The organism is Marininema halotolerans (assembly GCF_900116235.1).
In the GTDB taxonomy this organism is placed as follows: domain Bacteria; phylum Bacillota; class Bacilli; order Thermoactinomycetales; family DSM-45169; genus Marininema; species Marininema halotolerans.
The window spans coordinates 41,691-61,942 of sequence record NZ_FPAA01000003.1; the positions used below are offsets into that span (position 1 = coordinate 41,691).

General features: G+C 45.9%; 21 protein-coding genes and 1 other annotated feature. Of the genes, 20 read left to right on the forward strand and 1 reads right to left on the reverse strand.

Annotation, left to right across the window (positions count from 1 at the left end; translation table 11 throughout):
• The first annotated feature begins 3 nt into the window (after window positions 1-3).
• From murA to ileS, 15 genes are all read left to right on the forward strand, one after another.
• Window positions 4-1,275, forward strand: coding sequence for a UDP-N-acetylglucosamine 1-carboxyvinyltransferase (gene murA / locus CHX35_RS04535; protein WP_091834621.1), 1,272 nt, complete (start codon window positions 4-6; stop codon window positions 1,273-1,275).
• 149 nt (window positions 1,276-1,424) lie between these two features.
• Complete coding sequence (locus CHX35_RS04540; RefSeq protein WP_091834624.1) at window positions 1,425-2,150, forward strand: cell division protein FtsQ/DivIB; 726 nt, start codon at window positions 1,425-1,427, stop codon at window positions 2,148-2,150.
• A gap of 173 nt (window positions 2,151-2,323) precedes the next feature.
• Window positions 2,324-3,562, forward strand: coding sequence for a cell division protein FtsA (gene ftsA / locus CHX35_RS04545; RefSeq protein ID WP_091835339.1), 1,239 nt, complete (start codon window positions 2,324-2,326; stop codon window positions 3,560-3,562).
• 41 nt (window positions 3,563-3,603) lie between these two features.
• On the forward strand, window positions 3,604-4,728 hold the full coding sequence (gene ftsZ, locus CHX35_RS04550) for a cell division protein FtsZ (RefSeq protein ID WP_091834628.1): 1,125 nt from the start codon (window positions 3,604-3,606) through the stop codon (window positions 4,726-4,728).
• A gap of 235 nt (window positions 4,729-4,963) precedes the next feature.
• Window positions 4,964-5,872, forward strand: a complete 909-nt coding sequence (spoIIGA, locus tag CHX35_RS04555; RefSeq protein ID WP_091834631.1) for a sigma-E processing peptidase SpoIIGA — start codon at window positions 4,964-4,966, stop codon at window positions 5,870-5,872.
• A 32-nt stretch (window positions 5,873-5,904) separates the two neighbouring features.
• Complete coding sequence (gene sigE, locus CHX35_RS04560; protein ID WP_091834634.1) at window positions 5,905-6,627, forward strand: RNA polymerase sporulation sigma factor SigE; 723 nt, start codon at window positions 5,905-5,907, stop codon at window positions 6,625-6,627.
• A gap of 180 nt (window positions 6,628-6,807) precedes the next feature.
• Complete coding sequence (gene sigG, locus CHX35_RS04565) at window positions 6,808-7,587, forward strand: RNA polymerase sporulation sigma factor SigG (protein ID WP_091834638.1); 780 nt, start codon at window positions 6,808-6,810, stop codon at window positions 7,585-7,587.
• A gap of 192 nt (window positions 7,588-7,779) precedes the next feature.
• On the forward strand, window positions 7,780-8,094 hold the full coding sequence (locus tag CHX35_RS04570) for a YlmC/YmxH family sporulation protein (protein ID WP_091835342.1): 315 nt from the start codon (window positions 7,780-7,782) through the stop codon (window positions 8,092-8,094).
• Window positions 8,095-8,157: 63 nt separating this feature from the next.
• Window positions 8,158-8,994: a peptidoglycan editing factor PgeF gene (gene pgeF, locus CHX35_RS04575; protein ID WP_176391886.1), complete on the forward strand. Its 837-nt coding sequence runs from the start codon at window positions 8,158-8,160 to the stop codon at window positions 8,992-8,994.
• Complete coding sequence (locus CHX35_RS04580; RefSeq protein WP_091834643.1) at window positions 8,978-9,670, forward strand: YggS family pyridoxal phosphate-dependent enzyme; 693 nt, start codon at window positions 8,978-8,980, stop codon at window positions 9,668-9,670. Before pgeF ends, CHX35_RS04580 begins: the two co-directional genes overlap by 17 nt.
• Window positions 9,671-9,695: 25 nt before the next feature.
• A complete protein-coding gene (locus tag CHX35_RS04585; protein WP_091834646.1) occupies window positions 9,696-10,112 on the forward strand; it encodes a cell division protein SepF in 417 nt (138 codons plus the stop codon).
• A gap of 4 nt (window positions 10,113-10,116) precedes the next feature.
• Entirely contained in the window at window positions 10,117-10,386 is a 270-nt protein-coding gene (locus CHX35_RS04590; RefSeq protein WP_091834648.1) for a YggT family protein, read from the forward strand.
• The gene (locus CHX35_RS04595) at window positions 10,386-11,165 is read left to right on the forward strand and encodes a YlmH family RNA-binding protein (protein WP_091834651.1); all 780 of its coding nucleotides are present in this window, start codon (window positions 10,386-10,388) and stop codon (window positions 11,163-11,165) included. The genes CHX35_RS04590 and CHX35_RS04595 overlap by 1 nt, the downstream gene beginning before the upstream one ends.
• Window positions 11,166-11,298: 133 nt before the next feature.
• On the forward strand, window positions 11,299-12,156 hold the full coding sequence (locus tag CHX35_RS04600; RefSeq protein ID WP_091834654.1) for a DivIVA domain-containing protein: 858 nt from the start codon (window positions 11,299-11,301) through the stop codon (window positions 12,154-12,156).
• A 130-nt stretch (window positions 12,157-12,286) separates the two neighbouring features.
• Window positions 12,287-12,530: a binding site (T-box leader), on the forward strand.
• Between the two features lie 40 nt (window positions 12,531-12,570).
• On the forward strand, window positions 12,571-15,327 hold the full coding sequence (ileS, locus tag CHX35_RS04605; RefSeq protein ID WP_091834657.1) for an isoleucine--tRNA ligase: 2,757 nt from the start codon (window positions 12,571-12,573) through the stop codon (window positions 15,325-15,327).
• Window positions 15,328-15,393: 66 nt separating this feature from the next.
• Here the strand turns inward: ileS and CHX35_RS04610 are convergent, their stop codons facing one another.
• Window positions 15,394-15,594, reverse strand: coding sequence for a hypothetical protein (locus CHX35_RS04610; protein WP_091834661.1), 201 nt, complete (start codon window positions 15,592-15,594; stop codon window positions 15,394-15,396).
• A 142-nt stretch (window positions 15,595-15,736) separates the two neighbouring features.
• Between CHX35_RS04610 and CHX35_RS04615 the strand changes: the two genes are divergently transcribed.
• The 5 genes from CHX35_RS04615 to uraA all read left to right on the forward strand — a co-directional run bounded on the left by CHX35_RS04615 (window position 15,737) and on the right by uraA (window position 20,219).
• On the forward strand, window positions 15,737-16,429 hold the full coding sequence (locus tag CHX35_RS04615; protein ID WP_176391887.1) for a TraR/DksA C4-type zinc finger protein: 693 nt from the start codon (window positions 15,737-15,739) through the stop codon (window positions 16,427-16,429).
• 171 nt (window positions 16,430-16,600) lie between these two features.
• Window positions 16,601-17,092, forward strand: a complete 492-nt coding sequence (gene lspA / locus CHX35_RS04620; RefSeq protein WP_091834667.1) for a signal peptidase II — start codon at window positions 16,601-16,603, stop codon at window positions 17,090-17,092.
• Complete coding sequence (locus tag CHX35_RS04625) at window positions 17,085-18,005, forward strand: RluA family pseudouridine synthase (protein WP_176391888.1); 921 nt, start codon at window positions 17,085-17,087, stop codon at window positions 18,003-18,005. The genes lspA and CHX35_RS04625 overlap by 8 nt, the downstream gene beginning before the upstream one ends.
• 170 nt (window positions 18,006-18,175) lie before the next feature.
• Complete coding sequence (gene pyrR, locus CHX35_RS04630) at window positions 18,176-18,706, forward strand: bifunctional pyr operon transcriptional regulator/uracil phosphoribosyltransferase PyrR (protein WP_091835345.1); 531 nt, start codon at window positions 18,176-18,178, stop codon at window positions 18,704-18,706.
• Between the two features lie 163 nt (window positions 18,707-18,869).
• Window positions 18,870-20,219, forward strand: coding sequence for a uracil permease (gene uraA / locus CHX35_RS04635; RefSeq protein WP_091835348.1), 1,350 nt, complete (start codon window positions 18,870-18,872; stop codon window positions 20,217-20,219).
• Window positions 20,220-20,252: the final 33 nt, after the last annotated feature.

Sequence of the window (20,252 nt, forward strand, 5' to 3'; positions counted from 1 at the left end):
ACATTGGAGCAGTATGTCATCAAAGGCGGAAAACCTCTGTATGGTACCGTTCGTGTTCAAGGAGCTAAAAACTCGGCTCTTCCCATCCTGGCAGCGACACTTTTAGTTGAAGGGATCCATGAGATTCGGGATGTTCCCCACCTTTCTGATATCGATGTGATGGGCAGGATTCTAAAAGCGCTCGGTGTGAGGATGAGATGGGACGGAAACAACATTAAGCTGGAAACCTCTACAATTAAAACCTCTCGGATTCCCGAGTCATTAATGCGACAGATGCGGTCTTCGATTTTTTTGATGGGGCCAATGTTATCTCGCCTTCATGAAGTAATTATTACTCCTCCGGGTGGTTGCGCGATCGGTGCTCGCCCCATCGACCTGCACCTAAAAGGGCTTTCCCTACTCGGCGCAAAAATCGAAGAGGGGGACGGTTTTATCCGTTGCACAGCAACCAAGTTAAGAGGTGCGGATATTCATCTTGACTTGCCGAGTGTTGGTGCGACGGAGAATATTATGATGGCTGCTGTGCGTGCAGAAGGCATAACGGTGATTCGAAATGCCGCTCGAGAGCCTGAAATTGCTGATTTAGAAAGTTTTCTTAATCGGATGGGTGCGGATGTGAGTGGAGCAGGGACCCCCACTGTTGTGATTCGTGGTGTGCCCCGTCTGCATTCTGTATCCTATGAAGTGATTCCAGACCGTATTGTTGCAGGTACCTTAGCCGCTGCTGCTGCGATGACGGGTGGCGAGATCTTGTTAACTCATGTGGTGATGGATCATATGGGTTCAACCCTTGAACTTTTGGAGCGCACAGGGGCAATTTTAAAGTTTGAAGGGGATTCCCTTTGGGTGAAAGGGTCTAGTCAATTAAAAGCGGTAGGCAATGTTGTAACAGGTCCTTACCCTGGGTTTCCTACCGATATGCAACCGCAGTTGATGGCTCTCCTCAGTGTTACAGCAGGAAGTAGTAACATCTCCGAACGGATATTTGACGGTCGTTTTAAACATGTGAAGGAACTGGTACGGATGGGAGCGAAGCTCCATCCCCTTAAAAATTCAGTGGAAATTGAAGGGGTATCCCATTTACATGGGGCGACCGTTCAAGCGACAGATCTCCGTGCAGGAGCTGCATTAGTCATTGCTGGATTAGCAGCCCATGGAACGACTCGCGTCTTAGGTCTCCACCATATTGATCGAGGGTATGATCACCTCGATCGAACACTCTTGCAACTGGGTGGTCAAATTCAACGCTGGTCAGGGAAAGTAGCATCGTGTTAACGGAATAGCGATCCCCACCAAGGGATCGCTATTCCGTTTTTTTGTCCATTATTTTGAAAAGATTTTCCGTCTATCTACGAAATTTGTGGTAACATAGATGAAGGTTCCACTTGATAAGGATTTTTATCTCTTTTGGAGGAGATGCCGTCATGGACCGAGGGGTTCCTCCCTATCGTCCGCCACGATCCCGCAAACCTGTATCGGTTGCGGCGCTTCTGTTTTTGTTATTGTTTTTTGCAGGGGTTGTCCTCCTCTTGTTTTTAAAATCGCCTTTAAGTGAAATACAAGAAATAGAGGTGATCGGAAATCAAATCGTTTCCGATCAAGAGATCCTAAAAACGGCCCAAGTGGCTAAAGGGGGATCCTATTACGGTTGGAATCAAGAGCGAGCCAATGAGCGCCTTGAGAGAATGAGAGAGATCCGCTCAGTGACATCTGAACGGATTTTTCCCGGCCGTATCCGTTTAACCATTGATGAGGAGAATCGAATTGCCTTTTGGAGTGATGAGGAGAAGATTGTTCCCGTGTTAAGTAAGGGTGAGGTTTTATTTGATCGCCCATGGGATGGAGCTGTGGATCGCCCCCTTCTTCGAGGGTGGTCTAAGAACGAGCTGACGGATTCCTTTGTAAGACAACTAGCAAAGGTGCCGAAAAAAATAGTGAGTGATATATCAGAGATTCGCCTAGATCCTGATCATACATACCCTACTGGGATGAAAGTGTATACGCGACAAGGGCATGTTATTCGTCTTCGTATGGAGGATTTTGCTAGAAGAATCACGGTTTATCCCATTTTTCGCAACCGTTCTCCAGGCACGCTGAATCTGTTGGGAAGTACCAAATTTACTCCTGGGACGGGAAACAAAACAGACTGAAGCGGAGTTGAATCCGATATAGATAAAAAATTGTGTGGGAAAAAGGGGAAAACTCCCTTCATGTTGAATACCTGTGGTATAAGCGGAATCTTCCCTTCGCTTCTCCCCTCAACAAAAAAATTACCCACTTCCACCACAAGGAACCGATTCTCGGGCAAGGAGGTGCCCAGGATTTGAGCAGTGGAGAGTTTATCGTCAGCTTAGATATAGGAACTTCTAAGGTCCGTGTGATCGTCGCCGAGGTGACCAAAGAGAGTACCCAGATCGTCGGCGTTGGATCGGCGGCTGCCAAGGGGACGAAGAAAGGGGCCATCATTGACATTGACCAGGCGGTGCAATCGATTCGTGAAGCGGTCGATCACGCCGAGCAGATGGTTGGTATAGATATTTCTAAAGTGTTTGTTGGTGTTTCTGGAAATCATGTCTCTCTACAATCAAGCCATGGCGTTGTTGCTGTATCCAGTGATAATCGTGAAATTGGACAACCGGATATTGATCGGGTTATGCAAGCGGCAAAGGTTGTTGCCCTTCCCCCAGAGCGAGCTGTGATTGAAGTCGTTCCCAAACAGTTTATTGTTGACGGACTCACGGGTATTCATGATCCATATGGAATGGTCGGAGTACGACTTGAAGTGGAAGCGATCATTGTCACAGGATCAAAGACCATTATCCATAATGTCTTACGTTGTGTGGAGAAGGCTTCCCTTTCAGTGGCAGGGATTCTTTTACTCCCACTGGCTGCTAGTGAAATTTGTTTGTCTTCGGATGAAAAAAACATGGGTGTTGTTTTGGCGGATATTGGCGGGGGTGCTACCTCTCTTGCCATTTTTGAACAAGGTCATCTGGTTTCGACAGCAGTGCTTCCGATCGGTGGCGACTTTATTACCAATGATATTGCCATTGGCCTTCGGACGCAGAGTGAAGTTGCCGAGAAGGTGAAGCGAAAATATGGGGTTGCTTTGGTAGAGGAATCCTCAAAAGATGTGGTATTCTCTGTTCCTGCCATTGGTAGCAATCAGGAGAGTAGCGTGAATCAGGAAGAAATGGCGATGATTATTGAGCCTCGGGTGGAGGAAATTTTTCAGTTAATCCGGGCAGAGGTTGAATCCATGGGTTATGAAACGGGATTACCTGGTGGTTATGTACTTACGGGTGGTGTCATGTCGATTCCACATATTCTCGGAGCCGCCCAGTCACAGCTGGGAGAGGCGGTTCGAATTGTATCCCCAGGATATATCGGTGTACAAGATCCGTCATTCACCAGCGGGGTGGGTATGATTCACTATATCCAGAAACGGTGGATGCTCAGGTTAGCTGAGCCTGATGGACAAGGCCGCTCCCCACAAAAAAACAAACGTGGCCCCTCACCACTTGAACGAATGAAAAATTGGTTCTTAAATGAATTCATTTAAAAAAGGTGAGGAAAGTTTGATTGATATTGGAGGGACTATCGATGTTGGAGTTTGATATGGAAGTGGAACAAATCGCCCAAATCAAGGTCATCGGTGTAGGTGGTGGCGGAAGCAACGCCGTTAACCGAATGATTGACAGCGGGGTGCAGGGCGTTGAATTCATCGCAGCCAATACAGATGCCCAGGCGCTAAACAGGTCTCTTGCACCGATCAAATTACAGATTGGTGAGAAACTGACCCGGGGTCTCGGTGCGGGCGCAAACCCCAACGTTGGTAAAAAAGCGGCAGAGGAAAGCCGTGAAAGCATCGAAAACGTACTTAAAGGCTCTGATATGGTCTTTGTCACCGCCGGAATGGGTGGGGGTACAGGAACAGGAGCGGCACCTGAAATTGCTGAAATTGCCCGGGAAGCAGGTGCGCTAACCGTTGGGGTCGTTACACGTCCCTTTACCTTCGAAGGCCGGAAGCGCTCCTTGCAAGCAGATGAGGGGATTGCAGCTTTGAAAGATAAGGTTGATACGCTGATTGTAATTCCTAATGATCGATTGCTAGAAATTGTGGATAAGAATACGCCGATGCTGGAGGCATTCCGTGAAGCGGATAATGTGCTTCGGCAAGGGGTTCAAGGGATTTCTGATTTGATTGCCGTACCTGGATTGATCAACCTTGATTTTGCTGATGTGAAAACGATCATGACAGAACGCGGATCCGCTTTAATGGGGATTGGAATGGCAACCGGTGAATCACGCGCGACGGAAGCTGCTAAAAAAGCCATTTGTAGCCCGTTGCTCGAAACCTCGATCGATGGTGCACGTGGGGTATTGATGAATATTACAGGGGGAACCAACCTATCCTTGTATGAGGTGAACGAAGCTGCGGATATTGTAGCATCGGCTTCTGACCCTGAAGTAAACATGATTTTTGGCGCAGTCATTAATGAGGAGTTAAAGGATGAAATCCTTGTAACGGTGATTGCAACAGGCTTTGATCACAAAGAGCAAGAAAAAGCAGCCATAAAAAAGCCTGATTTTGGTAAGACAAATAGTACTGAAAACATGCAACAACAAAAAAAGAAACAACAAATTGTGGACATTGTCGGACCTAAATATGAAGGGGAAGACAGTTTAGATATTCCCACCTTTCTACGTCACCGGCGTAAGAAGTAATGAGAGAAAGAAACCTTCCAGATGATTACTGGAGGGTTTCTTTTTTTGTGGACATCCGAAATGAGGCGAATTTCCAGAGGCGTGTTCAAGGGCATTTAGCCCCATCTAGCGCAGAAGAGTACGCGTCTTGTGATAAATCGACAAAAAAAATGACCTCTATCCAGCAAGTTTAGACAGACATTGAAATAAGGATTAGGTATACTGATGACACCTCTAAAGGGAAAGGGAACCAGATATGGTTGTCTATGCCGATGTGGTTTTTCTACTCAACCTATGTATTGACTTTTTGCTTCTCTGGTTGATGACAGCCATCCGGCGCCAACGCCCATCGCTTCTTCGAATTTTCTGTGCAGCGACATTGGGAGCGGGTTATGCAGTATTTCAATTATGGCAGCCCCTCACGTTCTCCTATACGTTCTATGGCAAACTGCTATTTTCCATGTTGATGGTCTGGATTGCTGTTGGATTTCATTCGACGGTGGCTTATCTACGGAGTTTAGGAACCTTTTATCTAATTTCCTTTGTGACCGGTGGTGGAATGTTCGCGCTTCATTATTTTTTAGGGAGTGGGGTTCATGCAGGAGGTGGCTCGATTTTCTCGCTTTCTTCTGGATGGGGGTCACCTATTTCATGGGTATTTGTTCTTGCGGCGTTTCCAATTGTTTGGCTCTATGCTCGCATTTCTTTCCGTTCCCTAGCGGATCGACAAATGGTGAACAATCATTTAGCGAAAGTCAGAGTGGAGTGGGGGGAAGTTAAGCTTGAATTTATGGGGTTAATTGATACAGGGAATCAATTGCGAGATCCCATTACACGAACCCCTGTCATTCTTGTTGACGTGGAAGAGTGGGGGCGAGTGCTTCCTGTGGGGCTAGTGGATGCTGTGAGAAAAGGGAATTGGGATGGATTAGGAAAAGAAATGCCAGGAGAGTGGATGACTCGAATACGTCTTGTCCCCTTTCGTGGAGCTGCGAGTGACGGAGATATCTTGGTTGCTCTAAAACCTGATAAATTGGAAGTGTTTCAACAAGGCAAGTGGCGAGAAACAGGCAAGGTCTTGGTTGGTTTGGACACAGGACGTCTTTCCTCCGACGGAACCTATCAAGCAATTCTTCATCCTTCATGTATGTCGGTGGCAGGATAAGATTACACAAGATGGGGAGGTCATAGGAGAATATGATGATCAAATGGAAGTTGACGATGCAACTCTTTTGGTATCGTATCCTTATGCAGATCGGATTAAAAGGAGAAGAGATTTATTATATCGGTGGGAGTGAGGCGCTTCCGCCACCACTCAATCGGGAGGAGGAAGAACACCTTCTGGACCGCTTGCCCAGTGGTGACACCGCAGTGCGTGCCATGCTCATCGAACGGAATCTGCGGTTGGTCGTTTATATCGCACGTAAGTTTGAAAACACGGGGATAAATATTGAAGATTTAGTTTCGATTGGGACAATTGGACTGATCAAAGCGGTTAATACTTTTGATCCTTCTAAAAAAATCAAATTAGCAACCTATGCATCCCGGTGTATTGAGAATGAGATCTTAATGTTTTTGCGTCGAAACAATAAAATTCGCTCAGAGGTTTCCTTTGATGAACCACTGAATATGGATTGGGATGGGAACGAACTTTTGTTATCCGATGTGATGGGTACCGAAAATGATATTATTTGCCGCAATATTGAAGAGCAGGTAGATCGAAAAATCTTACGAGTAGCATTAATGCGACTGTCTGAGCGCGAGCGAAAAATCATGGAGCTACGATTTGGGTTGAATGGTGGAGAAGAAAAAACCCAAAAGGATGTTGCTGATATGTTGGGAATATCACAGTCCTATATTTCCCGATTGGAAAAACGGATCATTAAACGCTTACGAAAAGAATTTAACAAGATGGTTTAGAGGGGTGGAGGGAGTCCTTGTCAGTCACAATGTAGAGAATTTGGAAGCCCTTCGGGGCTTTTATTTTGTTGAGAGGGAGGTCTTTCAGTCAACTTTTCCTCCATCACTTTCGTTTTTTGCGATTATAAATTTTCCTCCTAAGGAGATACTTAACAGTAGCTTTGAGTAGGAGGGGAATCCATGGCGCGAAACAAAGTGGAAATCTGCGGAGTGGACACATCTAAGCTCCCCGTGCTCAAAAATGAAGAAATGCGAGCGCTATTTCGTACTTTGCAGGGAGATGGTGATCTCTCAGCAAGGGAGAAGCTGGTGAATGGCAACTTACGTTTGGTATTGAGTGTCATTCAGCGCTTTAATAATCGTGGTGAAAATGTGGACGACCTTTTCCAGGTGGGTTGCATTGGTTTGATGAAAGCCATAGATAACTTCGACCTTGGGCAAAATGTAAAGTTCTCCACCTATGCTGTCCCCATGATTATCGGGGAAATTCGTCGCTACTTGCGTGATAATAATCCGATTCGTGTATCTCGTTCCTTACGCGATATCGCTTATAAAGCGCTTCAAGTGCGAGATTCCCTAACGTATCGGCATTCTCGAGAGCCCACCATTGTGGAAATATCAGAAGTCCTCAACGTTTCAAAGGAAGAAGTTGTGTTTGCATTGGATGCGATTCAAGATCCCGTTTCATTGTTTGAACCGATTTATCAAGATGGTGGCGATCCGATTTTTGTGATGGATCAACTTTCAGATGATCGGGATAAGGATTTACATTGGGTTGAAGAAATCGCTCTGCGCGAAGCTATGGGGAAGTTGAATGACCGTGAAAAAATGATCTTATCCATGCGGTTTTTCGAAGGAAAGACCCAGATGGAAGTAGCAGACGATATCGGCATCTCTCAAGCCCAGGTTTCTCGTCTGGAAAAGGCGGCAATTCAACAGATGAATAAGTTTATTCAGTGATCAGTTGGTTTGTGAAAAATGAGTGGAAGCTTCCCTCGTAGAACGGTCGATATTTGACTATGGGGGCGCTTCACTTCCTGATGTCCATACTTATTAGTGTGGGCTTTCTTTTTTTGTAAACAAGGGAAGGAGGACAATTTTCAAGGCGAGTACATATACTGGGTAGAAAAAGGAAAAGCAGGGTGGGTGCCCATGATAAAAATATCCGAGCTTCAAGAAAAAGACGTGGTCAATATTAGTGATGGAAAAAAACTTGGGCAAATTCACGATCTAGAGTTAGATCTACGAGAGGGTCAGATCAAAGCGTTGGTCGTACCCAGTGAAAGTCGCTTTTTTGGGTTGGTTACGGGTGGGAAAGAAACGGTGATCCCATGGAACCGCATTGTGAAGATTGGAAACGATGTGATTCTGGTTCGTTTGGAAACGAGCGCAAGTTACATGGAAGATGCCGATCGATCACGGGAATCTAGACCGCTTCTTACTTCGCCTTCAGAGTCCCCACGGTGAGGATAAACACCTTTGTCTCCTTCTATGCCTGTGGTAATATATGATAGGAGGGAGGAGAGAGGAATGGAACCGTTTCAACTTAGCCAGCATTCATCTGTCCCGCGCTTTTCTCTTCTCCCTTGGGAACAGGAGTTTCCAAGGCTAAGAGCAGGGATCAGCGCACGAGACAGCGAATCCATACAAGATCCAAACCATTGTAATTATGCGATGCATATTGGTAATGATCCAACAAAAGTTCTAGATAACCGTAAGATGTTGATGGAATCCCTTGGTATTCCCTTGCCCTTTTGGACCTGTGGGGAACAAGTTCATGGAACGCAAATCCAGGAAGTAACGACAGAAGAACGTGGTAGAGGCCTATATGGTGCATCGTCTGCTATTCCTGCTACAGATGGTTTGATTACCATGGCAGATGATGTACTCCTTACTTCCTTTTACGCAGACTGTGTACCCCTTTTGTTTTATAGTCCGGATACGGGATGGATGGGAGTCGCTCATGCTGGTTGGCGTGGGACCGTGGGGGGAATTGGTCCCAATATGGTGAAAGCTTTTCATGATCGAGGAGCTGACCGGCAAAAGTTAAGGATTGCCATCGCCCCGTCAATTGGATCATGTTGCTATGAAGTGGATGAACATGTCACGATTCCCATGCTGCAAGCGTTACCTGATGCAGATGGAGCGGTACTCCAAGCAACAGGGGACGGAAAATTTCGCCTTGACCTTAAAGAGGCGAATCGACAAATCCTTCTGCATAGTGGTGTGTTAGAAGAACACATTATGGTTAGCAAGTGGTGTACCAGTTGTCATCCTACTCACTTTCACTCCCATCGGCGAGATCAGGGTCACACCGGTCGTATGGTTGCCTATATTGGGAGACGAAAGGATGAGTCGATTGGATGAAGCCATTGCTACTTCATGGCGAAGTGTTCAGCATGAAATTAATACAGCGTGTCACCACGTAAGGCGTAAACCAAGTGAAGTAAATGTGGTCGCTGTGACAAAATACGTGAACGAAGAGCGAACATGTGAAGCATTAGATGCAGGGCTTCTGCATATAGGGGAGAGTCGTGTTCAAGATGCTGTACCCAAATGGGAAGCGCTTGGCGAACGTGGGGTGTGGCATTTCATTGGGCATCTACAGCGAAATAAAGTGAAAGCGATTGTCGGTAAGTTTTCTTATCTTCATTCCCTCGACCGTTTTTCTCTTGCAAAAGAATTGTCCAAGCGTTGTGTAGAGATTGATGAGAAAATGCGTTGCTTCATACAAGTGAATATTTCCAGAGAAGAGAGTAAGTTTGGCTTATCACCCCAAGAGCTGCCTGATTTTGTAGAGGAAGTGGCCCAATTACCAGGGATTCAATTAGCGGGTCTGATGACCATGGCCCCTTATGTAGAGAATCCGGAGGAAGTGCGTCCTATTTTCCAACACCTGAAAGCTCTTCAAAAGAAACTACAATCGGACAAGCTTCAACTCCCCCATTTATCCATGGGAATGTCTCGGGATTATCATGTAGCAATTGAAGAAGGTGCTACCTTTATTCGTTTAGGTTCTGTGCTGGTGGGTGGAGGAAAATAGCACGGCGCTGAAGGAGGCGGCCGTTTTGAATTTCAAGGATCGAGTGATGGGGTTCTTTGGAATTAACGAAGACGAAGAGTATGAAGAGGGGGAAGCTCCAGATATTGAGCCTCCTCCATTAAGTAGAAACCGAAAAAACGTGGTCTCGTTACACTCTCAAAAAAATGTTCGTGTGGTACTCGCGGAACCGCGAATGTACGAAGATGCTCAAGAAATCGCGGATAATTTAAAAAATCATCGACCCACTGTAGTCAATTTACAGCGGGTGCCTAAGGACCAAGCTGTTCGGATTGTTGACTTTTTAAGTGGAACGGTTTATGCTCTGGGCGGCAACATTCAAAAGTTAGGAACCCACATTTTCTTTTGTACACCTGCGAATGTAGATATTCAGGGAACAATTTCTACTATATTTCCAGATGAAGCAAACGATATACTGAGGTGACCCCATGAACATCTTTACCTTAATCCAATTGTTGTTTAATATTTACACGGTGATCTTGGTCATTTATGTATTAATGTCCTGGATCCCTCAACTGCGTGATTCTGGAGTTGGGGCATTGGTTGGTTGGCTGGCTGAGCCATATCTTTCAATATTTCGCCGCTTTATCCCGCCAATTGGAATGATTGATATTTCGCCCATTGTTGCGTTTTTTGCCCTCCAGTTTGTTGAACAGGGTGTTTATTTTATTGTCGATTTGATCTTGAGGAATCTGTAATGTCAAAGAATGAGGATCTTTTTCATCATTTTCGGGTCGATGAAAAGATGCAGGTCGAACGATCATTGGATTGGATTGCAAGGGCGGAGTCAAGGTATGAATCCGTATTAACCCCTTTTTTAAACCCACGTGAGCAACAAATCCTTGATATGCTAGTGCGCCGATCACAGGATTTAAGTGTCACCTTCGATGGAGGATATGCAGAAGCGGAAAGGTGTCGGGCTCGGATTGCTCCTCAATATATCGATGAGGAGGATTTTGAGCTCGCCTTTTTGATGGTAAGTTCCCTTGCGACTGCGGGGGAACTAAAACATCCGGATGTGTTAGGTTCTTTGTTAGGATTAGGGATGAAACGGGATAAAGTAGGTGACCTTCTTTCCCACCGAGAAGGGTGTCAGATGATTGTTGATAGGGATATGGCAGACTATATCCGACTGCAGTTATCTCGTGTGGGAAAATCCACAGTACGTATTCATGAGATAGACCGTAATCAGATAACTGCTCCCATTCAAGAAACGATAAACATGTCGATTTCTGTTGCTTCCCTTCGTTTGGACGCAGTCGCATCCGATGCTTTTCGGATAACTAGGTCGAAAGTAGTAACACTAATCAAGAATGGCCGATGTCAAATCAATTGGAAAACCTCTGAAAATCCAGCAGAACCAGTAAAAGAGGGGGATATCCTTTCTTTACGAGGGGCTGGTAGAGCAAAAGTAGGAGAAATTCAGGGCCGATCCAAAAAAGGGCGTTTGTTGGTATCGCTCACCAGGTATAAGTAAGTGAGACGTTGATAAACCGTGATTTTTCGCCATGATCATGCCAGTTCTGGACAAATAGCTGGTCATGTGGAGGGAATTCTGCTACCATTGTAGAATAGAAAATGGCGAGCCCAAATCTAGAGGAGGTGTCGATATGCCGCTTAGTCCTTTGGATATACACAACAAAGAATTTACTAAGTCTTTTCGCGGCTATGATGTAGATGAAGTAAACGACTTCCTCGACGAAATCATCAAAGACTTCGAGTTTCTCACTCGTGAGAAAAAACAATTGGAGCAACAAGTCGAGGAATTGCAACAGGAATTGGAGCAAGCAATGGATCAACAAATGGCTCCAATGCAGGAGACCCGTCCACAACCTCCTGCGCCCCCTCAACAACAGCCGCAGCAGCCACAGCCTCGTTATCAAGCACCTGAGCCTGCTTATCCGGCTGCGCCTTCTCCTGCATCACTATCGTCTATGGAGCAAAGTATCCATAAATCGATCCGTGTTGCTCAAGAAGTAGCAGAAGAGGTACGGTTGAATGCAAAGAAAGAAGCAGAACTGATTGTACAAGAAGCTGAGAAGAACGCGGATCGGATTATTAATGAAGCGTTGCAAAAAGCTCGTGCAGTCCATAGTGAATTGCTTGACCTCAAACAAAAAGCAACCATTTATCGTGCGCGTTTCCGCACGTTGGTTCAATCCCATATGGATATCCTAGAGAACTCTGATTGGGAATCCCTTGAGGAATTGGAAGATGGTCTAGAGGAAGCTGGACAGCAATTGGATCAATATGCACAACCGGGTCCTGAGCCGATGAGTTTAGATTCAGGGGATCAATTTAATACTCAGGAATACAGTGCCCAGGATTTTAACTCCCAAGAGTTCAATCCAACGATGGGGAGCGAAGATAATGGCTACTCGGAGTCTTCTTATATGGATGAAGAGGACGAGCCTCGCCGTGATCTGCGTAGAACTTCCCGGAAGATGAAACGGAAAGCCATGTTTTAAGGCTGATGAATAGCCCTTTATGTCATTGTAAAATCAAGCTTGACATAGGGGTTATTTCTTTAGTATTATTTGTAAAATGATCGATTGGGTTATAAAGAAAACCCTGTGGATCCTCCGCAGGGTTTTCTCATATCGAGCGATGACTAGGAGAGTAGGTAAGGAGTAGGATGGTTGAGCGAGCCAGGGTTGGTGAAAGCCTGGTCCATCATCCTTGCTGAAGATCACCTAGGAGCTGCCCCCTGAACGAAGAAGAACAGTTTATGTAGGGTGGGCCGAACTCATTCACGTTACGAATGCATGAGCGAGTCTGAAGCAACGGTGGTTGTATTCAGATGTTAGTAGGGTGGTACCGCGGGTAACTTCTCGTCCCTAAGGGGATGGAGAAGTTTTTTTATTTCTGAAGGAGTGAGGATGTTGGATTACAAAAAGACTTTAAACTTGCCGGAAACAGCGTTTCCGATGAGAGGAAATCTACCCAATCGCGAACCAGAGATGCAAGCATGGTGGGATGAGACCGATATTTATGGTCAAGTGGCGAAAAAGCGAGCAGGTAAACCCAAATTTATTTTGCATGATGGACCGCCTTATGCCAATGGAGATATCCACATCGGTCATGCGTTAAATAAAATACTGAAAGACTTTATCGTCCGGTATAAGTCATTGCAAGGCTATGATGCGCCTTATATTCCTGGATGGGATACCCATGGATTGCCCATTGAGCAAGCAGTCACGAGCAAGAAAAAAGTGGATCGAAAGAAAATGGACCCCGTCGCTTTTCGTAAGATTTGTGAAGACTATGCCCTTTCCTTTGTAGAAAAGCAAAAAGAGCAATTTAAGCGTCTCGGTGTACGGGGTGACTGGGATCATCCTTACATCACATTAAAGCCAGAATATGAAGCAGAGCAGATTCGTTTATTTGGGGAGATGGCCAAACGAGGTCATGTATATCGGGGGTATCGATCCATCTACTGGTCCCCTTCCTCTGAATCCGCATTGGCTGATGCTGAAATTGAATATCAGGATAAGCGCTCTCCCTCGATATACGTCGCTTTTGATGTGAAAGATGGCAAAGGGAAACTATCCGAAGATGTGGCAGTCATTATCTGGACGACCACACCCTGGACGCTTCCTGCGAACCTGGGTATTGCCCTCGGAGCGGAGTTTACGTATGTCGTGGTTTCCACAACGGATGGGCGTAAATTCCTAGTGGCGGAGGAATTAGCGGATCACGTGATGCAATTAATCGGGATCGAGGGTTACAACAAGGGAGCCACTTTCCGTGGAGAAGAATTAGAAGGGATTCAATGCCAGCATCCCTTCTATGATCGGGAAAGTCCTATTTTACTGGGCGACCATGTCTCCTTGGATGCGGGTACTGGCTGTGTTCACACAGCACCAGGACATGGGGTAGAAGACTTTGAACTCGGTAAGAAATATGGATTGGACGTGCTTTGTCCGGTTGATGAAAAAGGGAAGTTGACCCATGAAGCACCTGGTTTTGAAGGATTGTTTTATGATGATGCCAATAAGGTAGTTACTGAGAAACTGAAGGAATCGGGTCATTTATTAAAACTGGTCTTTATCACCCACCAATACCCCCATGATTGGCGGACCAAAAAACCAGTCATTTTCCGAGCAACAGAGCAATGGTTTGCTTCGATTGATGGTTTCCGCGATGCGATGTTACATGCAATTAAGGAAGTTAAATGGACTCCTGCTTGGGGAGAGACGCGTCTAGGCAACATGGTGGAAGACCGTAAAGACTGGTGCATTTCGCGACAACGTGTTTGGGGTGTACCCCTGCCGATCTTCTATTGCAACACGTGTAGTGAACCTTATATCACGGATGAATCCATCGAGTTCATTGCGGATCGATTTGGTCAAGAAGGTTCCTCGGTGTGGTTTTCTCGAGAGGTTCAAGAATTATTGCCAGAGGGTGCCTGTTGTCATCAATGTGGTAACGAGACCTTCCGTAAAGAGACGGATATTATGGATGTTTGGTTTGATTCGGGTTCCAGTCATGCAGCGGTTCTTGAAGCACGAGAGGAAACATCTTGGCCGGCCGATCTTTATCTGGAAGGGTCTGATCAGTATCGGGGTTGGTTTAACTCTTCTTTAACTACCTCGGTAGCAACGAAGGATCAAGCTCCCTATCGTCAAGTTCTCTCCCATGGATTTACCTTGGATGGAGAAGGGAAGAAAATGTCAAAATCCCTGGGGAACACAATTGATCCATTGAAAGTGATGAAGAACTACGGAGCCGATATTTTACGCCTTTGGGTTTCCTCTACCGATTATCAAGCGGATGTTCGTGTCTCCGAAGATATTTTAAAACAGATCGCAGAGGTTTACCGTAAAGTCCGTAATACCCTTCGCTTCCTACTTGGAAATTTGGCTGACTTTGTACCGGGAGAGCACGCTGTTGCTGTAGCAGAGTTGGATGAAATCGATCGCTATGCGCTCATTCAACTACAGCGGCTGATTGAGAAGGTGACTGCTGGATATGAATCCTATGATTTCCATGCGGTGTATTATCAAATTCATTACTTCTGCACTGTATTCTTGAGTCAGTTCTATTTGGATGTCCTAAAAGATCGTCTCTATACGTTGCCAGCCAATGATGCAAAACGGCGTTCTTCTCAGACGGTAATGGCAGAGATCCTAAAGACATTAGTCGTTCTGTCTAATCCAATCCTTCCTCATACAACAGAGGAGGTATGGAAATTTGTTCCTGGTACAGCCGATGAAAGTATTCAGTTGACAGACTTTCCTCAAGTGGAACCATCCGTATTGGATGTTGGATTAGAAGAGAAATGGGATCGGTTGACGGTTTTACGTGATATCGTACTCAAAGCATTGGAAGAAGCACGAGCCAAGAAAGTGATCGGAAATTCCCTTGGCGCTGCCCTTGAGTTATATCCGTCTCCATCGAACTTCCAATTGCTCCATAGTATCCAAGGTAGCCTAACCGAGCTATTTATCGTCTCTCAGGTACACGTAAACCAAGGCGAAACCGAGGAAGAATTACAGGTTCAAGTAAAACCAGCCGCTGGCGAAAAGTGTCAACGGTGCTGGGTGATTAGTTCAACAGTCGGTGAAAGTAAAGATTACCCGGAACTATGTGATCGTTGTGCAGACACGGTCGCCAAGCATTATGCCGACGTAGAGTAAGTACTAACCTGAATAGATATTGTCAATAAAAACTCCGTAGCCATCACAAATGGTTACGGAGTTTTTTTATCGGTGTCGATGTAGGAGAAAAGCGGACAAAGCAAGCGCAGAAATACCCATCATGATCATCCCAATATGGTTAAGAAATGGAGCACTTTGGGGGAGGACAAGGCGATCAATTACGATAAATAGAACCCCTGTCCATCCATTGACAACAAATACCCGATAATTGACTTGGGAGTAGAAGCTATCCTCTTTCTCCATCATCGCGTCACGTTCCTTTCATCTCCTATCAGGATATCACAGTGAACACGGCTCATCGATTCTCGAAAAGGATTCGAATGGGTTGATTTTGTGGATTGTGGAAGACTAACAGGGATTCCTAAGTGGGGGAAAGGAGTGTATGGTGATGTTGAATGAGGAACAACTGTCTGGACTTAAAAGGCATCTAGAAGGTGAGAAGGAACGCCTGCAAAAAAAACTGTCTGACAATCATCATTATGGCATGGAAGAAGGTATGAATAACGCCATTGGGGAGTTATCGGGTTATGATAACCATCCTGCAGATATTGGAACCGAGTTGTTTGAGCGAGGGAAAGATCTCGCCCTCAATGAAGACGATGAAGAACAATTAGAGGAAGTGGAAATGGCACTTCTTCGTATGGAAGCGCATCATTATGGATCCTGTGTGGTGTGTGGAAAAGAAATTCCATATGAACGCTTAGAAGCCGTACCTGAAACCTCTTACTGCATTGATCATCAACGGGATAAGGATATATCCAACCGACGTCCAGCAGAAGAAAAAGTGCTTGAGCGTCCCTTTGCACGAACATTTCATGATCAGCAAGATGATCCTGGTTTTGATGGGGAGGATGCTTGGCAGGCTGTGGAACGTTATGGTACTTCAAACCCACCGGATTATTTCCGGGACGGAGAGGATTACAACGAATTGACCGAGGATCATGAGGAGCGAATCGGTTTTGTCGAAGAAGTAGAGAAGTTGGCAGTAGCGGGAGTGGATGGTCGACCCATTGAGGGAGTCAGTATGAATGATGATGCAACAGATCAAGGTAAAGAAGAGTGGGAGCAAAATAATCAGTGATCCTTCTTTCCATCCGTTGAATTCATTAGCGGGAGAGCATACTTGCTCTCCTTTTCAAGTTGTTGCTCTTACTGGGCTATGCTACAATGAGAGCCTGGAATAAGTATGGTGAAACCCGTGAAAACGGTGAAGATAAGTGATGTTAGATCGGAAAGACAGGGGGAAGCATTGTTGCGTTATTATTTATTTGCAATTGCCATCTTGCTACTGGATCAGTCCACAAAATGGCTGGTCATGAAAAAGATGCATTTATATGAGTCGATTCCATTATGGCAAGGGGTATTTCACATTACCTCTCACCGTAACCGTGGTGCGGCTTTTGGTATTTTACAAGATCAACGTTGGCTGTTTATTGTCGTTACCCTCATTGTTTTGACCGCTATCGTTTTCTATCTTGTGCGGATCGGAAAAAGTCAGCCATTGCTCTCTTGGTCCTTAGCATGCATTCTTGGTGGGGCGATTGGTAACCTTGTGGATCGCATTCGTTTTAGTGAAGTGGTGGACTTCCTCGATTTCCGCTATATTAATTTTGCAATCTTTAATATCGCCGATGCGGCGATCTGTATTGGTGTTGGACTGATGGTGATCGTGACCTTGCGTCAAACCGAAACGGACGAGTCAGACAATAATTCCTCCGAAAAGCGGGGGATTGTCAGTGAATGATACAGAAACTCATCATGCTTTTCAAGTAAATGAATTAGAAGCAGGCGAACGGATTGATAAATTCTTGGCTCACCGGGAAGATGATTGGTCCAGGATGTCGGTTCAATCCTGGATAAAAGAACAACGTGTCCAAGTGAATGGGAATCCTGTTAAAAGCAACTACCGGTTGGCAGCGGGGGACCATGTTGAGGTAGCGGTTCCTCCAGTAGAAGAACATCATATTGAGCCAGAGGCAATCCCGCTGGATATCGTTTATGAAGATGAAGATGTCATCGTAGTCAATAAGCAAAGGGGAATGGTGGTTCATCCAGCACCCGGGAATTATTCCGGGACCATGGTGAACGCTCTGCTCTATCATTGTAAGGATTTATCAGGTATAGGCGGAGTTATTCGTCCTGGCATCGTACATCGCATTGATAAAGATACCTCCGGCTTAATTATGGCAGCCAAGAATGATGCTGCCCATTGGTCTCTGGCTGAACAGTTAAAGGAACATACGGTTGAGCGGGTATACGAAACATTGGTCAATGGGAACGTCCCTCATGATCATGGAACCGTCGATGCAGCCATTGGACGTGATCCTAAGCATCGCCAACGGATGGCGGTGGATCCGAAAAAGGGGAAATCAGCGGTTACGCATTTTGAAGTGATCGAACGATTCGGGACAGCAACATGGGTACGCTGTCGCTTAGAGACAGGACGCACTCATCAAATTCGTGTACATATGAAGTACATCGGTCACCCTGTCGTAGGTGATCCTGTGTATAGCACCCAGGTAAAAAAATGGCCCATCGAAGGGCAGGCGCTTCATGCGAAGGTGCTAGGCTTTTTTCATCCACGTACAGGGGAGAAGATGCGCTTTGTTTCGAAGACACCCAAGGATATCGAAGCATGCCTTGCTCGACTTCGTTAATCCATGATTGACATTCATTAAGGGATTTGTCATACTAGCACTAACTGAATAGGTCCTTTTAATTCAGTCCCGTGAGACTGACAAAGGTGCGAAAGAACGGATAGCTATGCGCTTTTTTTGTCAACCATGGGCAAAAAAGCGCATTTTTTTGATGGGGAGGAGTGATGAAGCTGGAGATGAAGACGATTTTGGACGAAGCGGCCATTCGACGGGCATTAACGCGTATTGCACATGAGATTATTGAGCGAAATAAGGGAGTATCGGAAACGGTGCTTGTGGGAATTCGAACCCGAGGCATTTATCTTGCAAAGCGTTTGGCTGAACGAATTCATCAGATTGAAGGGCAGCAAGTACCTGTTGGCGAGCTGGATATCACCCTCTACCGTGATGATTTAACAGAGAAGACCGAACAACCGGAGGTAAGAGATTCAGATCTTCCTGTCTCCATTCATGGAAAAACCGTCGTTCTGGTGGATGATGTGCTATTTACAGGACGGACGGTACGGGCAGCGATGGATGCACTCATTGATCAAGGTCGTCCCAAAATGATTCAATTAGCAGTTCTAGTCGACCGTGGTCATCGGGAGCTACCCATTCGACCTGATTATATCGGGAAGAATGTTCCTACCTCGCAAAGTGAAGTGGTGACAGTCACGGTCGCGGAAATTGACCTCCAGGATCAAGTAATGATCCGTAAATAATTGGATACGATTCCCCCTTTAAGGACGATCCCGTGAGGTCGGCAAGGGAGGATGCTATGCTTGTCCATGGTTCTTTTGGTGTACCGTGGGAAAGTGCATCTCTCTGCCGATTAGGGCAGAGAGATTTTTTTATACGAGGAGGTTTCTAGCATTGAAAGAAAAAATGGTGTTGGATGTTCATGAGAAACCACCGATTGGAAAATGGCTCGCGCTTAGCTTGCAACATTTGTTTGCCATGTTCGGTGCAACGATCCTTGTGCCAATTTTGACGGGACTTTCTCCAGCGGTCACCTTGATGAGTAGTGGGGTAGGAACCATTGCCTATCTCATTATTACACAGGGGAAGGTACCCGCCTACCTTGGTTCCTCTTTCGCTTTTATTGTACCGATTATCACGGTTTCACAGACGCAAGGGAAAGAGGAAGCGTTGTTTGGATGCTTTCTCGTCGGTTTGGTATATGGAGTTGTAGCACTGATGGTGAGTCGGATGGGCTCAGGCTGGTTGGATAAACTATTGCCACCGATTGTGATCGGTTCGGTCATTATTGTCATCGGACTTGCTTTAGCAGGAACGGCTGTGGATATGGCCAGTAAAAAACAGGTAACCTTACCCATGCCAAATACGGTGAAGGAATTTCAAGCGTTGCCGGGCAAAGTCGATCAAATCGATCCGGATCAAGGGACGGTAACAGTCAAGGTGTATTCGATGAAAACCTTTGGAGTGGCTCTCGCTACATTAGCGATTGCGATCATCGCAAGCCTATTTCTTAGGGGCTTTCTCCAGCTTATCCCCATCTTATTAGGTATTATAGGGGGTTATGTTATCGCACTCACATTGGGAATGGTCGATCTTACACCGGTAAAGGAGGCTGCTTGGTTGACCGTTCCCAATTTCACCTCACCAAAAATCTCCTGGTCTGCTGCTTGGATGATCGTACCCGTTACGCTGGTGGTATTAGCTGAACATATTGGTCATTTGATGGTGACCAGTACCATGATGAATCGAGATTTAGTGAAGGATCCTGGACTACATCGATCGCTGTTGGGAGATGGAGTGGCTGTAATGATCTCCTCCCTTCTTGGAGGTCCTCCTACAACGACCTATGGGGAGAACATTGGGGTCATGGCAATCTCACGGATCTTTAGTGTCTGGGTAGTCGGGGGTGCGGCCTTCTTGGCCATCGCCTTTTCCTTCGTCGGTAAACTCTCGGCTCTCATTGGGACCATCCCAGCGCCTGTGATGGGGGGAGTTTCCATCCTTCTCTTTGGCATCATTGCAACGGCGGGCCTGCGGATGTTAGTGGATCACCGCATCGACTTCAATAATAAACGGAACTTGGTGATCGCATCCGTGATTTTAGTGATTGGAATTGGGGGGGCCGTATTGAAATTATCCGATGTTCACCTTGAATTAGAAGGAATGGCATTGGCCACCGTCGTGGGGATCTTACTGAACCTTGTGCTTCCCAACCATTCGAAAAATCGGCAACCATCCATTTCCCATGTGGCTTAATACATGCTAGAAAGCAACCTTTAAATCGAGTCC

Coding starts and splice junctions, on each gene's coding strand:
- spoIIGA (WP_091834631.1), top strand. CDS start 4,964: ATGGTTGTCTATGCCGATGTGGTTTTTCTACTCAACCTATGTATTGAC.
- ftsZ (WP_091834628.1), top strand. CDS start 3,604: ATGTTGGAGTTTGATATGGAAGTGGAACAAATCGCCCAAATCAAGGTC.
- uraA (WP_091835348.1), top strand. CDS start 18,870: ATGGTGTTGGATGTTCATGAGAAACCACCGATTGGAAAATGGCTCGCG.
- CHX35_RS04600 (WP_091834654.1), top strand. CDS start 11,299: ATGCCGCTTAGTCCTTTGGATATACACAACAAAGAATTTACTAAGTCT.
- sigG (WP_091834638.1), top strand. CDS start 6,808: ATGGCGCGAAACAAAGTGGAAATCTGCGGAGTGGACACATCTAAGCTC.
- CHX35_RS04590 (WP_091834648.1), top strand. CDS start 10,117: ATGAACATCTTTACCTTAATCCAATTGTTGTTTAATATTTACACGGTG.
- CHX35_RS04595 (WP_091834651.1), top strand. CDS start 10,386: ATGTCAAAGAATGAGGATCTTTTTCATCATTTTCGGGTCGATGAAAAG.
- CHX35_RS04615 (WP_176391887.1), top strand. CDS start 15,737: ATGTTGAATGAGGAACAACTGTCTGGACTTAAAAGGCATCTAGAAGGT.
- CHX35_RS04580 (WP_091834643.1), top strand. CDS start 8,978: ATGAGTCGATTGGATGAAGCCATTGCTACTTCATGGCGAAGTGTTCAG.
- CHX35_RS04610 (WP_091834661.1), bottom strand. CDS start 15,594: ATGATGGAGAAAGAGGATAGCTTCTACTCCCAAGTCAATTATCGGGTA.
- sigE (WP_091834634.1), top strand. CDS start 5,905: ATGATGATCAAATGGAAGTTGACGATGCAACTCTTTTGGTATCGTATC.
- pgeF (WP_176391886.1), top strand. CDS start 8,158: ATGGAACCGTTTCAACTTAGCCAGCATTCATCTGTCCCGCGCTTTTCT.
- CHX35_RS04570 (WP_091835342.1), top strand. CDS start 7,780: ATGATAAAAATATCCGAGCTTCAAGAAAAAGACGTGGTCAATATTAGT.
- CHX35_RS04540 (WP_091834624.1), top strand. CDS start 1,425: ATGGACCGAGGGGTTCCTCCCTATCGTCCGCCACGATCCCGCAAACCT.